Origin of the sequence: Streptomyces sp. NPDC060184, from assembly GCF_042728795.1 — a bacterium.
In the GTDB taxonomy this organism is placed as follows: Bacteria; Actinomycetota; Actinomycetes; order Streptomycetales; family Streptomycetaceae; genus Streptomyces.
In genome coordinates, this window is the sequence record NZ_JBHWYX010000008.1 from 89,803 (window position 1) to 106,025 (window position 16,223).

Sequence of the window (16,223 nt, forward strand, 5' to 3'; positions counted from 1 at the left end):
CGGCGGAGCCGACGGCCGTGCGTTCCACGACCCGGACTTCCGGTGGATCGCTGTTGTTCAGGGGTGGTGACCGCCCGCCCGACGGATCTACGTGGTGGTGGTCGGGGTCTTCGTCGTGGCGGGCTGGTTGACGGTGAGCCCGCTGTCGCTCGCCAGCTGCGTGAAGTCGGACGACGCGTCGGAGAAGAGCTCGTTGAGCTCTTTCGTCTTCATCTTGTTGAGTTCCTCGGTGGAGGCGTACTTCTTGCTCATCAGCTTCGCGCCGTCGGCGATGTCCGCGAGGCCCTCTGCCAGGTCGTACAAGACCTTGTAGTAGCGCCCCTGCAGGCCCTCGCCACCGTTGGCCCCCGAGGTCGCGGTCCGTAGCTGGTAGGCGTCGAAGAAGGCGCCCGGCTGCACCGTGGCCATCGCCTGGATGCGGTCACGCGCCGCGACGACCATCGGTACGAGGAGCTCGATGTTCTTCGCGAACAGGTCCAGGGACGCGGTGTCGACGACCTCCGGGCCCGAGCTCCCGCCGCTCCTGGGTACGTGCGGCGGGTCCGGCGTACCGCCGGTCACCGGCCCGGAGACGGTGGCCGGGCTGTGCACGCTCGTCGGGTCCCACGCCTGGGGATCCGCCGTATCCGGTTCGGGCGGCATGGTCACTTGCTCCAGAGCTGGGTGCCGTACTGGACGGCGGAGACGTAGTCGTCACGGCAGGAGGCCGCGGCGCTCTGGGCCTGCTGGGCCAGCGCCCCCATGTTGGCGGTGGCCTGGTTCCACTGGGCCTTGTTGGCGTCGAACAGCTCCTTGACGGTGCTGTCCCAGCCGGCGAGGGCAGCGGTGTTGCCCGAGGCGAACTGCTCGTTCAGGGTCTCGATCTCCGTCTGAACGGTCGTCAGCTGGTCGAGCACCTCGTTGACGGCAGCCCAGTTGATCATGTAAGTCGACATGGTTTTCCTCCACTTTCGAGTGAGTGCGTGGTGAGGTGCGGCCTGTGCCCGAAGCGCGTTCCGGAAGCGGCGCCGTCCACCCGGAGGGCGGGCCCGGTGGCGTCGGGTGTGTGCGATCGCATGGGCGGAGGGTCGTCCCGGTACCACAGGGGGCGGGGCGACCCCGGCGGCGCGGCGGGGGTACGCGCCCGACGCCGGCGGACGGGTGGGACTTTCAGGACACGCTTCAGAAGCCGGTGAGCCCGATGGGCTCCGCCATGGTCGCTCCGACGCGCGCGGTGGCCTGGGTGGTCGCCTCGTGCGTGCTCGCCAGGGCCGAGTGGTTCGCCACGATGCGTTCGTGCATCTGGTCGAGCACGCTGCCCACGATCTTGTAGTTCGCCAGCCAGGCGGTCATCGCGTTGGCGAAGTTGGCGCCGGCCTCTCCCGTCCAGCCGGCCTCCGCCTCCGCCGTCAGGGCCTGCATCCTGTCGGACGACGCGCGGTGGCTCTCCAGAGTCGACAGGTGAACCTGGCCCGACTTCTGCATGCCCTCGCTGTCGAAAGCCTCAAGTCCGGAACCTGTGGCCATTACGGAACCTCCGCACGATTTGGTGTGATTGATGGAGCTTTCGCTCCGTGGTGGTTATCCTGCCCGCACCTTTGAGGTGGTGACAGCTCAACCGCCCCGCGCTGCCCGGTGTGACACGCCCCCTGCCCCTGTGACCCGGAGGCGAACGCCCGGTTACGCCACAGCCACCGCGACCGTCCCGTCCGCCCCGTCCGCCCCGTCCGTCTCCGAGGACGGCGGCAGGCTCTCGGGCGTACCGGGGACGTCCGGGGGGCCGATCGTCCGGGACACGGCGGCGTCGGCCACCTGTTCGGCGCTCAGGTGGGCACCGAACGCCCCGCCCGCGGGCGGAGTCCGGGAGAACCGCTCCGCCAGGAGGCCTCCGACCTCGTCCGCCACGTCGAAGCCGAGAGCCGTCAGCCGCCGCACCGCGAGCCGCGCCAGCTCCTCGGCCGTATACGGCGCGAAATCCAGCCGTCCCGCGAAACAAGCCGCGAGCCGGCGCCCTTCCGGCCCGGCCAGCAGACCGCCGAGCAGTTCCGGATCGGCGGACAGCGCGACGGCCGTGCCGGGACGGTCCGGGATACGGGCGGCGAGCGCCGTGACGAGGGCGGTCCGCTCCTCGGCCGGCCGCTCGACGTAGTGCTGGTCGATCTCCAGCAGCAGCAGTCCCCCGGCCGCCTCGTCGAAGAGCCCCGCGACGTACGCCTGCGCCTGGCCGGGCCAGCGGGCGGGCATGGCGGAGAGCTGGGCCCGGTGCACGGCACCGGCGGGGAGGACGCCGAGTTCGGCGAGGGCCTTCGCGTAGAGCACCGCGACGGCGTCGCGTCCGCTGCCCTCGACTCCCGCGAGGACCAGGTTGGCCGCCCCGGCCGTCACCGTGCCGGCCCGGTGCGCGGTGGCCAGCGCGGAGAGACCGGACTCCAGCGCCCGGCGCACCTCGTCGAGCCCGACGAGGGCGGAGATCCTGGCGAGCGCGGTGCTCGTCGGCGCGGTGCTCGTCGGCGCCGAGTCCGCCGGGGACTGTACGGCGGACTCGGCGGGGGCCTCCGCCCGGACCGGCGGGTCCGGTTCGGGCACGGTCTCCACGTCCGCCCCGGTGAGCCGGCTCAGCTCGGAGTCCCTGCCCGGCGGAGACATGGCCAGACGCGACGCCTGCTTGCTGATCATCGTCTCGAAGAGCTGGCGGGCGACCCGGCCGTTGCCGAAGGTCGGTCCCTTCGGGGTGCGTTCGAAATAGCCGGCCACCGCCGCCAGCGCGTCGTCCGTCAGCTCGTAGTAGTGCTTGCCGCACAACCCGCGGACGATGGTGACCAGTTCGTCCACCGTGTAGTTGGGGAACTCCACCGTCCGGGAGAAACGGGACGCCATGCCCGGGTTGGAGGCCAGGAACTGGTCCATCTGCGCGGAGTAGCCCGCGACGATGACGACGATCTCGTCCCGGTGGTCCTCCATCAGTTTCATCAGGGTCTCGACGGCCTCCTGCCCGAAGTCCGGGCCGGTGCCCCGGGACTGGTTGGTCAGGGTGTACGCCTCGTCGATGAACAGCACGCCGCCGAGCGCCCGGTTGACGACCTCGGTGGTCTTGATGGCGGTGCCGCCGATGATCTGCGCGACCAGGTCGGCGCGCGAGACCTCCACGATATGGCCCTTGCTGAGGATGCCGAGCTCCGCGAGGACCGCTCCGTACAGCCGGGCGACGGTCGTCTTGCCGGTGCCGGGCGGCCCGGCGAACACCAGGTGGCGGCTCATCGGAGGCATGGGCAGGCCCATCTCCTCGCGGCGGCGGGTCATCTTGTTCAGGTTGATGAGCCCGGTGACCTCCTGTTTGACGCTCTCCAGCCCGACCAGCGCGTCCATCTCGGCCAGCGGCCCCGTGCCGGTGTGCCGGGCGCGCGACCGCGCACCGGAGCCGTCCTGCTCCCGCGCCCCCGGTGCCCGCGCGGGGAGCTCCCCGGTGTGTTCCCCGTCCGCGTCCCCGGCCCCGGGGACGTCCCCGGGGCCGGTGAGGTCCTCCGTACCGGTCAGGTCGACGACGGTGAGCCGCGCGTCGGACCGCATCCGGTGCAGCGCCTGCCCCCCGTTGTCCCGGATCTCGCAGCTCTGGACGCGTACCGGTTCCTCGGTGTTGACGCGGACGCCGTCCCCCGCGTTGTCGAACACCACGCAGTGGTCCAGCTCGGCGCGGGAGGTCGACTGGAGGTGCACCCCGTGCCCGCGGGCCCCGTGCATCCGGCAGCCCACGGCGGTGAGGCTGCCTCCGCCGGCCACCCGGATGCCGTCCGTGTCCGATCCGCCCGCCTCGGTGTCCTTCAGTTCGAGGTGCGCGTCGGCTCCGACGGACATCCCGGAGTCCGCCACCACGCAGGACTCGACGACGGCCGACGCCCCGGTGAGCGCGAGGCCGGGACCGTCCGCGGCACGCACCCGAACTTCGTGGAGGCGGCCGGTGGCGCCCTCGGCCAGCTCGACGGCGGCGCCCCGGCCTTCCGTCGACACCTCCGCGTCGCGCAGGTGGATCTCCGCCCCGCCCTTGGCGAGGACGCCGGCAAAGCCCGCGGCCACCGTCAGCCGCTCGCCCCGGACGACGGCCCCGTCGACGGCCAGCAGGCCGCGATCCGTTCCGCGTACCGTCAGACCGCGCAGCACCGGCCTGCCGCCCGCGTCCACCAGCACGCCGACCGGCGTCCCGGAGATCTCGCAGTCTTCGAGGAGCGGGCTCGACTTCTCGGTGATCCGCAGCCCGTCGCGGGCGGCGCCGGACAGGGAGCAGCCGCGCAGGGTGGGAGCCGCGCCTCCGGCGACGAGCACGGACTCGCCGCCGGAACCGGTGAAGGAGCAGTCGGTCAGGGTGGTTTCGGCGCCGCTCGTCAGATAGGCGTCGAGACCGGCGCTGCCGGAGACGGTGACCCTGGTGAGTTCGAGGCGGCCGTTCTGCTCGGCCACCGCGGCCGGCTGGCCGCTGCCGGTGATACGGGTGTCCTCGACGATGCCGTGGGCCTGGCCGTTGACGCAGACGCCGTTGCCTCCGGCCTCGTCGATCCGGCAGTCACGGACCGTCAGCCGGCCGCGTTCGGCGACCACGATCGCGGACGAGAGCGTCCGGCCGACCAGGGTGCCCTCGATGACGTTGGCGCCGGTCGAGGTGACCACGATCCCGGCCCCGGCGGGGCCCGTGACCCGGCAGGAACGGGCGATGAGGGTGCCCCGGTGCCAGACGAGGATCCCCGCCCACGCGTTGCCGGAGACCGTGCACTCCTCCAGTGCGGCCTCGCCGCGGCGCACCTCCACGACCGGGGTCTGCTCGCTGCCGCCTTCCAGGACGAGGCCGGACAGCCGGGCCGCTTCGGCGTCGATCACCACGGCACCGGCGCCGCCTCCGTCGATCCGCACGCCGGTGGCTCCGGCGGCGAGGGTGACGACCCGGTTCACGACGAGGGTTTCCTGATAGGTGCCCGCCGCGATGGTGATCAGCGCGCCGTCGGTGGCCGCGGCCAGGGCCGCGCCGATCGTGCGGTAGGGGGCGGTCCCGTCCTGGGAGACCAGCAGGATCTGCCGGCTCATGTCGTCATCCTCTTTCCGGGAGTGGTTTCGGGGCGGCGGGACCGGAGCCGACGATCAGCCCCGGGGGGACCCCGAACCTGCCCCGGACCGCGTCGGGCAGGGCCGGCACGGCTTCCGGTTCGGCGGCCCGCCAGGTCCGGCCGGCCAGGTCGAGTCCGGACAGGGCGATCTCGTCCAGGGGGGTCCGTCCGACGTCGACCCTGCCCTCGGCGTCGATCTCGGAGGCGGAGAGTTCCCGCAGCAGTACGGTGCGGCGCTCTCCGTCCCGGGTGGCCAGGACTTTGAAACCGGTGCCGGGGAGGAAGAGCACCCGGTCCGCGGGTTCCGGGTCGAGCAGCGCGGTGCGGCGCGCGGTCGTCGACCAGACCAGCACGTCGGTGTCGCCCGGCAGTCCGGGGGCGGCGGAGGTCAGGGCCCAGCCGAAGCCCCATTCGGTGACCAGCCGGCGCCCCGCGTACCAGGCCCACTCGGCCTCGCTCAGGGCGGCGCGCATCAGGGTGGCGCCCCGGTAGGAGGGCAGTCGGCGCAGGCCCGAGGTGACGCAGCGGGCCAGGGGCACGTGCGGCCCCACGGTGGCGCCGCGGACGGCGTCGTCGAGCAGGGCTCCGTCGCCGCGCAGGTAGAGCCGGGCCGCCACCAGGTCGGTGAGGACGTCCTCGGTAGAGGTCCGGTCGGTGCCCCGCAGGCCGGGCGACTGGGACAGGACCCGGGCGACCGCGCCGCCGACGTCGTCGTACTGCTGCCGGAAGGCTCCGCGCAGCCACGCGCGTTCCCGGGCGATGCCCTTGGCGGGCGGCAGCGCGCAGGCGGCCGGCGCCGGCACCGGTTGCGGACGCGGCCGGCCGGTCGGGTCCGCCACCGCGCGACCGGCGGGGGCGGGGGACGGCGGTGTCCTTTCCGGCTCCGGTGCGGGAGGGGGCGGCTGGGGGCCGGGGGGTCCGGCGGTGCGCTCGGCGGCGGCGCCGGGCGGGCTCGCCGGTACGGGGGCCGGTGCGCCGCCGGGCGCGGAGACCAGCCTCAGCGACGGCAGGAACGGGGCCGGAGGCGGACCGCCGGACGGTGGTGCCGGGGTGTCCGGCGCATGCGCGGCGTCCGGAGGGACCGAGGAGTTCGAGGGGTCCGAGGGGTCCGGGGTGGCGGGGCGAACTGCCGGCTCGGCCGCCGTGCCTGCCGGGGGAAAGGCGTCCGGGGCACGCGTCTCCGGCGCCGGGGCCTCCTCGGCGGCGGCTGCCGTCATCTCCCACAGCGCGCCGGGCGCCGCTGCCTGCGGCGCCGGTACGGAAGCGGGAACGGGAGCGGGGAGGAGCCCGGCCGGAGGGGCGGCGGCGCTCCCGGGCGCAGGGGCGGCGGCGGTCTCCGGCACAGGGGCGGCGGGACCTGCCGTGGCCGGGGCCCCGGTCACGGGCGGGGCGGGCGCGGCTCCCTCCGGCGGAGCTGCCGGGGCGGGGACGACCACGCCTGTCACGCGTGTCCGGGGGCCCGGGACGGCGGTCGGCACGGCGGTCGCGTACAACTCCGCCGCGCTGTAGGACTCCGACGTCACCGGCGACTCGAAGACGACCGGGGAATCCGACGCCACGGGCGACTCGGAGACGACCGGGGGCGCCGACGGCGCGAGCGGCTGCGCCCGGGTCTCCGGGGGTGGGGCGGCGGCGAGTGCCGTGGGCAGCCGGAGCGGGCTGCTCTCCTGGACCATCCGGTTCGCCGGCATCAGCCGGGCGAGCCCCCGGGTCACCGGGTCCATCCGGTCGAGCAGGTTCTCCGCGAGTTCCCGCATGCGTGTACCAGCCCGTGCCATCGTGCCGTGGACGAGGTGGAAGTGCCGGGGGTCGGCGGGGGCCGAGCGGACGGCGGTGGCCTCCGCCGGCTCCTCCGGGGGGCGCATCCACAGACCGCCGGGTATCACTTCCAGGACCGCGTCGGGGGCGTAGCGGTAGACGCCGGGGGCGATCTGCGGGATGCCGTCCACCACCGGGCGGTGGCTGAGCACGGCGGGTGCGGCCGGCTGTCCTCCGGTCATCCGTGCCGGGAGGTAGCGCAGTTCCTTCGCGAAGGCGGCGAAGCCGAGTGTGCCGTCCGTGTCGACGGTGTGGACCTGCGGGGTCTCCCAGAGGGCGCGCCCGACCGGCATGCCGTTGTAGAGCACCACCGGGGAGTCGAGGCGGTCGGCCAGTGCCTGGCCGGGCGGGCCCTCCCCCGGCGCGGCGAGCGGCCCGTACGGGAAGAACCGCACCTGGGGGCGGGCGCCGGGCAGCACCGACGCCCAGAAGCGGGAGACGTCGTCGAGCCCCAGCGCAGGTGTTCCGGGGCAGCCCAGGACGACGGTGAGCAGGTCGCGCCCGCACGCCAGTCGGGCTTCGAGCCGGGCGCGGTGGGCGGGGATCCGGGTCTCCGGTTCCACCGGGTGCAGCCACACTCCGCTCGCCAGCGGGTCGGCCACCGCGTGGTCGCTGGTGTGCCAGGGCTGGTCGGCGACGGAGAACTCCCAGACGGGTTTGGGGAAGCGGCGGGACTCCGGTCGGCCGGGCCGGTTCGGTCGGAGCCGTACCCAGCCGGAGCCGCTGTCGACGGGGACGTAGAGGACGCCTCCGGCCGCCGGGGTCACCGCGCCGTCGGCGACCAGCACCGTGCGGTCGAGCCGGTCGGCCAGCCACTGCCCGAGGGGCAGCACACCGCCGGTCGGGCGGCGGCCGAAGACGAGCCGGTAGTCGCCGGCGCGCCGGGCGAGGAGGCGGGCGAGGCGGGGCCAGCCGGCGTCGGTGAAGCCGGCCGGCAGGTCCAGGACCACGAGGTGGTGTCCGGGGTCTTCGGGCAGTCCGCCGGCGAAGGCGAGTGCCCGCTCGTCCAGGGCGCCCCGGGCGTGCACCAGCAGGACGTGGCCGGTCCGGTGGCTGTCCAGTTCCGGTGCCTCCCCGGTCCGCCGGTTCTTCAGGCCGAGCGCCATCTCAGGGGCCCTTCGAGGCGGCGGGTGAAGGGGAAGCGGTGGGCGCCGGGCGCGTGGTCACGGCGGCGAGGGCAGCCGCGCGGGAGAGCGTGGGACCGGTGGGCAGCAGGTCGAGTACGGCTCGGGGGACGGGGCGTGCCTGGCCGGTGCCGTACCCGAGGGCGGACAGGGTGGCCGTGTCCGCCGTCGGGTACTTCAGGCCCAGGTCGGTCACGAGGTAGGTCGGGGGCGTGGCGGTCCGGGCCGAGGCGGCCGGATCCCGCACCAGCAGCCCTGTTCCGACCGGTACATGGACCGGTCCCGCCCCGGCGGGGAGTGTCCGCTCCCAGGTCACCGTGGTGTGCACCGTTTCTCCCGCGGCCCGTTGGCGCAGGCAGACGGTCTCCTCGCCGGGCCGGGCGACGGGGCCGGAGAGGAAGTCGGGCAGCCGGTGCAGCAGCGTGCGGTCCAGGGAGCCGGGGGCGGCGGCGACGTCGGCGCGGCTCACCCGGCGGGGCGAGCCCTGCCCCGATCCGGTGGCCATCAGCTGGTATTCGGTGCGGTTCACCGGGGCCAGTCCGTCGCCGCGCAGGACGTAGTACTGGGCGGGGCCGGTGCCGTCGGCGCCGGTGGTGAAGACCTGGCCGACCGTGGTGGCCCGGCCACCGATGCGGGGGCCCGGCTCGCCGCGGTCGGGGACCGGGGCGGCGTCGAGCACGGGGCCCGAGGGCAGGGCCGGCAGCCAGGAGTCCGGGACGGTGAGCGGGTCCTGGCCGTCGAGCTCCATCGCCACCAGCGCGGAACGGCCGCCGAGCGCGTACCGGGTGCCGTTCCAGAGCAGGTACGCGGTGCCGTCCCCGTCGTTCAGCAGGATGCGGTGGCCGGTCGCGGCGCGGGTGGGGGCGGTGGCGTCGGAGGGGGCGAAGTCGAGTGCCTCGCCGCCGGACCGGCCGGGGGTCAGGCACCGGGACCAGGCGCCCGTGAGCAGTGCCGGGCCGGAGGGTACGGAGTCCGGCGCCCCGGGGATCCCGACCTCGTTCCCGCGCGGCGTATCGCCCAGGGAGTTGCGGGAGACGGTCCGCACGTCGGTTCCGGCCCGGGAGCCGGACGCGCCGAGCAGCGCGGAGGCGTAGTTCGCCACCGGGTGCAGGACGCCGTCCAGGTAGAGGAAGCGGGTGCCGGTCTCCTTCTCCACGACGATGGCGTTCGGCTGGGCCCAGGCGGTGTTCCCGCCCGGTTCGATCAGCCCGTAGACGGCGAACCCGGCGCAGGCGAGCAGGGCGAGGACCGTCCCGATGACCGTACCGACGACGCTGCGCCGGGCCGGTGGCTCGCCGGTCGCCGGCTCTCCGGTCACCAGGGCGGCGGCCAGCCGGCCGGTGGCGAACTGGTACGCGTGGACGTGGTCGCGGCGGCTTTGCACGGGTTCCTCTCAGCCGGCCAGGGACCGGAAGTACCAGTAGACGTGGAGGTGCTGCAGCAGCAGGGGCACCAGGGCGATCGCGGTGACCATCTCCAGGATGTCGGCGGTGTGGCCCCAGATCGGCAACAGACGTACGGAGGGCAGCCGTCGGGCGGCCAGGAGCAGCAGCGCGGCGGCGGCCAGCAGGATGACCCCGCGGCTCGCACGCGCCGCGGTGCCGCCGTCGTCGAGGAGCCGGATCACGGCCAGGGTCAGCCCCAGTGTGCCTGCCAGCGCGAGCGCCACCCGCTGCCCGGTCTCGGTGACGCCCCGGGACCGCAGGGCCACGGCGCCGGCCAGGGCGAGGGCGAGCAGCCACTCGAACCAGGTGTCGCGGCGGGTCAGCAGGACCAGGTCCACCGCGTAGACCACCGAGGCTCCGACGGTGAAGAGGGTGAGACAGGTGTCGGCGGCGGCGACCCGTCGTTCGACGTCCTGCCGGGAGCGCGGCTCGACGTCCTCCTGCAGTTCGTCCGCGTTGCGCGGCAGTTGGGGTACGCGCAGTCCGGCCAGGCGGAGGACGACGCGCGGGGCGATCGCGCTGAGCACGAACATCGTGACCGCGACCACCGTGGCGGAGGTGGTGGCGTCCCAGTCGAGGCTGATCGAGAGGCAGGAGCCGATCTCGGCGCCGAGCGCGGCGACGAGCAGGGCTCCGAAGACCTTGACCGGCACCCGTCCGGCGAAGAACAGGACGAGTGACGCGGCGACGGCGCAGGCCCCGCCGAGCAGCAGTTCGTGCCGGCCGGGCAAGGACAGCACCCGCCCGTCTCCCCGGGGCGCGCATCCGGCGAGGGCGGCGAAGACCCAGCCGGCCACTCCGGTGACCAGGACGGTCGCGGGGTCGGCCGCCGAGGACCGGCTGACGACCGCGCAGCCCGCCAGCAGGAGCACGGCGATCACGCCGCACTCGACGGTGACCTCCCGGCCCGAGCCGGCGGGGAGCGCGGACGCGGAGAGCACGAACGCGGCGAGCACCGCCAGGGTCAGACAGCCGAGTCCGACGAACAGACGCCGCGTCAGCTCGGGCCGCCAGCGGTCGGGCCGCGCGCCGACGACCGCCGCCACCCCGTCCGCCAGGTCGTCGAAGAACATCGGCGGGAGGACGTCGTCGGCGCGGCGCAGGGACAGGGTCTCGCCGTCGCGCAGACCGAGCGACCCGGCCGTGGCGGCCGGGTCGAGCGGCTCGCCGCCCAGGCGTTGCAGCACGTATCCGGCGTCGTCGGGGTCGTCGTCCGCGCGGAGCCGGTCGACCAGGACGGGCAGCAGGGCGCCGACCGTGACGGTGAACGGGACGCCGAGGTCGGCGCTGCGCCCGGGTCCGTCGACAGTGATCCGGCAGACGGTGGTGGAGTCGGGGTCGGACATGATGCCGGAGGTGGTGCTCATGGCGCTCCTGTGTGGGACGGCCGGGCTGCGGGGGTCGAAGGGGGCGCCGCCCCGGTCACTCCTGGTCCACCAGACCGGTCTGGACGAGCCGGACACCGCGCCGGGTGACCAGTTGGGCGCGGCCTGGGACGAGGGTGCGGGGCTTGGCCTCGCCGATGAACTTGCCCTCCTCCTTCGGGTAGGAGAGCAGCAGCGCCGGGTTGCCCAGCTCCCACAGCCTGCGCAGCAGCGGGTCCATCATGGCGCGCATCGCGCCGCTGGTGGACCGGGCGAGGACCAGGTGCATCCCGATGTTGGCGCCCTGGGCGAGCAGGGGCACCAGGGGTGCGGTGGGGCTGTCGAGGGAGCTGCTGACGAACATGTCGTAGTCGTCGAGGAGGAGGAAGAGCCGCGGCCCCTGCCACCAGTCCCGCCGGGCCAGTTGTTCCGGGGTGACGTCGCTGCCGGGCAGCCGTTTGCTCATCGACACCACGGTGCTGGCGGCGAGTTCCTTCAGACCCTGACTGTCGACGGCGTAACCGACGCGGTACTCCTCGGGGACCGCCGACAGGAGTCCCCGGTCGGGGTCGCCGAGGAGGATACGGGCCTCCTCCGGGCGGAACCGTGAGGTGATGGCGCGGGCCATCAGGCGCAGCAGGTTGGTCTTGCCGGTCTCGCCGTCGCCGAAGACCATCAGGTGGGAGGTGGCGGAGAAGTCGTGCCACACCGGCCGCAGGCGCTGTTCGTCCCAGCCGATGCTGACCCGCAGGTCTCCCTCGGCGGCGGGCAGCCTGCCGACGGGCAGCCTGCTGGGCAGCAGCCGGACGCCGGGTGCGGTGCGGCCGGTCCAGAAGGTTCCGATCTCCGCGGCGGCGACCTTGGTGGCCGCGGTGAGGTCGTCCGTGGCGCAGGAGCTGTCCAGGCGGGGCAGGGCCGACAGGAAGTGGTGCCCGGAGCTGGTGAGCCCGCGACCGGGGTGCTGCGGGACGCCCGCGGCCTGGCGGGCGCCGAGCTCGGACTCCATCGGGTCGCCGAGCCGCAGTTCGAGCCGGGTGCCGAGCAGGTCGCGCAGCCGGGGCCGGATCTCCGACCAGCGCACGGCGGAGACCACCAGGTGGATGCCGAACGACAGGCCGCGCGCCGCGAGCGTCGTGATGCGGTCGTCGAGTTCGTCGTAGTCCTGGCGCAGCGTCCCCCACCCGTCGACCACGAGGAAGACGTCGCCGTAGGGGTCGTCGATCTCGCCGGTGCGGCGCAGGTGCCGGTAGGCGGCCATGGATTCCACGCCGCGGGTGGTGAAGGTCTGCTCGCGGCGCTCCAGGAGCTGGGTGATCTCCTCGACGGTGCGCAGTACCTTGTCGCGCTCCAGACGGGTGGCGACGGAGCCGGCGTGCGGGAGCCCGGCGATCGAGACCAGGCCGCCGCCGCCGAAGTCCAGGCAGTAGAACTGGACCTCTTCCGGGGTGTGGGTGAGGGCGAGCGCCATCATCAGGGTGCGCAGCAGCGCGGACTTGCCGGTCTGCGGCGCGCCGGCCACGCCGACGTGCCCGCCGGCGCCCGAGAGGTCGGCCACCAGCAGTTCGCGTACCTGCTCGTGGGGCCGGTCGACCATGCCGAGCGGTACGCGCAGGCGGCCCAGGAGCGAAGGCTCGGCGGCGGTCATGCCGCGGACGGGGTCGGGGACGATGCCGGGCAGGAGTTGGTCGAGGCTGGGCGGGTCGGCGAGCGGCGGGAGCCAGACCTGCCGGGCCGAGGGGCCGGCTTCCGCCAGCCGCTCGATGAGGACGTCCAGCAGGGTCTCGTCGCTCTCGGCCGGCCGGTCGGGTTCGGAGGGGGGCCGAACGGCGGCCTCTTCCTCTTCGTCGGGCGGCAGCGCGGCGGCGGGCCGCTGGTCGAGGCCGAACGGCACGATCTCCCCGGCCGCCGTCGGGTCCGGCCGTTCGGTGTCCTCGCCGGTGGGGCTCTGGGGGCAGGGCCCGGAGACGTAGGCGGCCTTGAACCGCACCAGGTTGGTGGTGTCCACCCGCAGGAAGCCGTTGCCCGGTACGGACGGCAGCTCGTAGGCCCCGGCCACCCCGATCACGCTGCGCGACTCCATGGAGGAGAAGGTGCGCAGGGCGATCCGGTACGAGAGGTGTCCTTCGACGCGGTGGATGCGCCCTTCGTCCAGCCGCTGGGAGGCGAGCAGGAGATGGACGCCGAGACTGCGGCCGACCCGACCGATGGTCACGAAGAGATCGGTGAACTCGGGTTTTCCGGCGAGCAGTTCGGAAAACTCGTCGACGATGACGAGCAGCGAGGGCAGCGGGGCAAGCGGGGCGCCGCCCAGCCGGGCCTTCTCGTACTCGTACAGGGAGGCGTGGCCGCTCGCACGCAACAGCTCCTGACGGCGGATGAGTTCGCCGTCGATGGAGTCCTGCATGCGGTCGACCAGCGGCAGTTCGTCGGCGAGGTTGGTGATCACCGCGGAGGTGTGGGGCAGCCGCTCCATGTTCATGAAGGTGGCACCGCCCTTGAAGTCCACCAGCACGAAGTTGAGGACCTCGGAGGAGTGGGTGACGGCGAGCCCGATCACGAGGGTGCGCAGCAGTTCGCTCTTGCCGGAGCCGGTGGCGCCGATGAGCAGCCCGTGCGGTCCCATGCCGGTCTGGGCGGACTCCTTGAGGTCGAGTTCGACGACCTCTCCGTCCTCGGTGACGCCGATGGGCACCCGCAGCCGGGTGCTCTGGTCCAGGCGGCGGCGCCAGTGGGCGGCCACGTCGTAGGTGCGCGGGTCGCGGATGCCGAGCAGGGTGGTGAGTCCGAAGTCGGACTCGAAGGGGTTGTCGGTCAGGTCGATGGTGCCGCTGGTACGCATCGGGGCCAGCAGCCGGGCCAGGTTCTCGGCCTCGGTACGGCTCAGCACGTCGGCGTCGGCCTCGGCGGTGGAGTCCGCGACGGGGAAGGAGACCCGGCCGTTCTCCGTGGTCAGCCGCAGGACGCCGCTGCCGCCGTGCATGGCGCCGGTGACGTCGAGCAGGACCGTGTTGCGCAGACCGGCGCCGAGCAGCCGGGAGCCCGGGGGGATGGCGGTGCGGTGGGCGACGACGACCAGGAAGGGTTCGGCGGCGCTGGGGGTGGCCTGCGGGTCGTGGTCGGGCCGGTCGAAGACGTCCGGGCCGAGGAGGTCGGTGAACTCCGCGTGGTCGGTGGCGACGAGCCGCAACGGGCCGGCCTCGTCACGCTCGCGCGGGTGGGCGTTGTGGGGCAGCCACTTCACCCACTCCCACTCCTCCCGGCCCGCTTCGTCGGTCAGCACGGCCACTCGCAGCTCGTCGGGCGAGTGGAGGGCGACGAGCTGCCCCAGCACGGCGCGCACCGAGTCGAGCGCGTCCTCGACGTCACCGGCCCACTCCACACTGCTGAAGCTGCGCAGGCCGACCGGGAACGGCATGCCCCGCACGGTCTGGAAGGCGGCGGTGAACCGGCGCAGCGAGATCGCGGCGAGCGGGTCGAGGTCCTCGACCGGCTTGGTCTCCGGAGGGACGAGTTCGAGGGCGGCGCGGCGGGTGCCGAGCCCGATGCGTACCTTCGCGAAGTCGTCGTGGGCCGCCCGGCGCTCCCACACCCGCGGTGAGCGCACGAAGGACCACAGCCGGTCGGGCGGGGGGTTCTCCCGGACGGCCGCTCCCAGTTGGTCCCGTGCGGCAGCTCGGGCCCGGACCCGGAGCTGGGCGAGATAGCGCAGGTAGTCGCGGCGTTCGGCGCGCATCCGCCGCTTGCGGTCGAGCCCGGCGCGGCCGATCTGCCCCATGCCCATGGAGATCATGCCGACGCCCATCATCCCGGACATCATGTACGTCGAAGTGGAGCCGCCGACGGTGAACATCAGCGCCATCGCACCGAAGCCGATACCCATCGGCAGGACGACCATGACGGATCCGAGGTCGGCCGCGGCGGGTTCGCCGAGCACGGGCGGCTCGGCCAGTTCGATGCGGTCCTCCGGCACTTCGGGCCCCGACACGCGCGGTGGGCGTTTCACAACCACGGTGTTCATCTGGTCCATCTCCAGCCCGGTGGCAGGCGTCTGTGTCGTGTCTGAACGATGCGCGTCAAATCAGCGGGCGAGGACCCGGTGCGGTCGGTGGTTGCGCCCGGGTGGTCCGGCGACGCCGTGGGGTGCGGTGCCGGGTGCCGTCCGCGCGGCGGGTCCGGCGGGCACGACCCCAGGTAGGGACAACATAGGAAGGCGGAACCGGGGCGGCCAGCGGGCGAAGGGCGTCCTGCCTGGTCGGGCACGGGTACTGCCCGAACTCCCGGCCCGGTGGCGTGATGTGCCGCCCCTCGGCCGGGTCGGGTGGTGCGGTGCGGTGCGCCACGGGGGTCGGCTCGGGTGGGGTGGGGTGGTGCGGTGCGCCACGGGGTCGGCTCGGGTGGCTTGGTGCGGCGTGCGGTCGGGGCGGGAGCGCACGGCCTCCGGTCGGGGTGCGTACGGCGGTCGCGGTCACGGATGCCGGGCGGTGGTGTCCGCCGCCCACAGCCGGGTACCGCCCTGGCGGACGAGGAGGGTGCCGTCGTCTCCCAGCACCAGTTCGGCGCCTTCGTGGCCGTCGGTCCGCGAGGACCAGGCGGTCCGCATGTCCCGCGTGTAGACGACCAGGTTTCCGTCGGCCTGGAAGACCGTCCTGGCGCCCTGTCCCACGGTCCCGGACGCCCACAGCGGGCGGCCCACCCGGTCGTAGAGCACCAGGTTCCCGTCGCCCTGGAAGGCGAGGACGACCAGAGGGGTGGACCAGTTCTGTCCTGGTTCCAGGACGCTGGTGCCACGCACCACACCATCCGTCCCACGCCGCGTCGCGGTGGGGGCGCCGCTCCGGCCGGATCCTGCGGCGGGGGTCTCGGCGGCGGGCCGGTCGTCCGCCGGGCGCACCGGGGACGCCTCCGCGACGGGTTCGGGCGCGCTCGGTGCGGGAGGGGTGACGTCCGGTGGGCCGGAGACGGGCGGGGTGCTGGGGGACGGTCCGGGCCGGGAGGGGGGTGGGGGTGTCGCGCCGGTGTCGCCCGGAGGGCCGGGGTCCATCGGCGCGCGGTCCTCGGTGGGGGCGGTCCGGGCCGCTTCGGGGCGACCCGGGCGGTCGGAGTCGTCCAGCAACAGCGACGGTGTCACCAGCACCAGGAGGCAGAGCCCCACGGCACCCGTCAGCAGATGCCGGGCGAGGTGGACGCCGCGGGCGCGCTCCTCCTCGCCCGCCGGATTCCGGAAGGTCCGGGAGGTGCGCCCGGTGTCCGTCTCCTGCTGTGCCACGTGCGAGCCTCTCTCGGTCGGGGAGCGCGGACGGCCGTGGACGACCGGCCGTGGGTGACCGGGGACCCGGGCGTGATCGTAGGAGAACGGCTCCGCGCGCACCGCCGTACATCCGCACCGTGCCCGCGCGGACGGGA

The 16,223-nt window shown here is 74.1% G+C and carries 9 protein-coding genes; all 9 read right to left on the reverse strand.

Features of this window, described 5'->3' with window-relative positions; translation table 11 throughout:
* Window positions 1-87 precede the first annotated feature (87 nt).
* On the reverse strand, window positions 88-642 hold the full coding sequence (locus tag ACFWEE_RS07880; protein WP_386887372.1) for a hypothetical protein: 555 nt from the start codon (window positions 640-642) through the stop codon (window positions 88-90).
* Between the two features lie 2 nt (window positions 643-644).
* Window positions 645-935 carry a hypothetical protein gene (locus ACFWEE_RS07885; RefSeq protein ID WP_386887373.1) on the reverse strand — a complete coding sequence of 97 codons (291 nt, stop codon included), beginning with the start codon at window positions 933-935 and terminating at the stop codon, window positions 645-647.
* A 226-nt stretch (window positions 936-1,161) separates the two neighbouring features.
* Window positions 1,162-1,506 carry a hypothetical protein gene (locus tag ACFWEE_RS07890; RefSeq protein ID WP_386887374.1) on the reverse strand — a complete coding sequence of 115 codons (345 nt, stop codon included), beginning with the start codon at window positions 1,504-1,506 and terminating at the stop codon, window positions 1,162-1,164.
* 153 nt (window positions 1,507-1,659) lie between these two features.
* Complete coding sequence (locus ACFWEE_RS07895; RefSeq protein WP_386887375.1) at window positions 1,660-5,049, reverse strand: right-handed parallel beta-helix repeat-containing protein; 3,390 nt, start codon at window positions 5,047-5,049, stop codon at window positions 1,660-1,662.
* 4 nt (window positions 5,050-5,053) lie between these two features.
* Window positions 5,054-7,993 (reverse strand): hypothetical protein, encoded by a 2,940-nt coding sequence (locus tag ACFWEE_RS07900; RefSeq protein WP_386887377.1) that lies wholly within the window; start codon window positions 7,991-7,993, stop codon window positions 5,054-5,056.
* Window position 7,994: 1 nt separating this feature from the next.
* Window positions 7,995-9,395, reverse strand: a complete 1,401-nt coding sequence (gene eccB / locus ACFWEE_RS07905; RefSeq protein ID WP_386887379.1) for a type VII secretion protein EccB — start codon at window positions 9,393-9,395, stop codon at window positions 7,995-7,997.
* Window positions 9,396-9,404: 9 nt separating this feature from the next.
* On the reverse strand, window positions 9,405-10,823 hold the full coding sequence (eccD, locus tag ACFWEE_RS07910; protein ID WP_386887380.1) for a type VII secretion integral membrane protein EccD: 1,419 nt from the start codon (window positions 10,821-10,823) through the stop codon (window positions 9,405-9,407).
* A 55-nt stretch (window positions 10,824-10,878) separates the two neighbouring features.
* Complete coding sequence (gene eccCa, locus ACFWEE_RS07915) at window positions 10,879-14,838, reverse strand: type VII secretion protein EccCa (protein ID WP_386887382.1); 3,960 nt, start codon at window positions 14,836-14,838, stop codon at window positions 10,879-10,881.
* 447 nt (window positions 14,839-15,285) lie between these two features.
* Entirely contained in the window at window positions 15,286-16,086 is an 801-nt protein-coding gene (locus ACFWEE_RS07920; protein WP_386887383.1) for a hypothetical protein, read from the reverse strand.
* Between the last annotated feature and the right edge of the window lie 137 nt (window positions 16,087-16,223).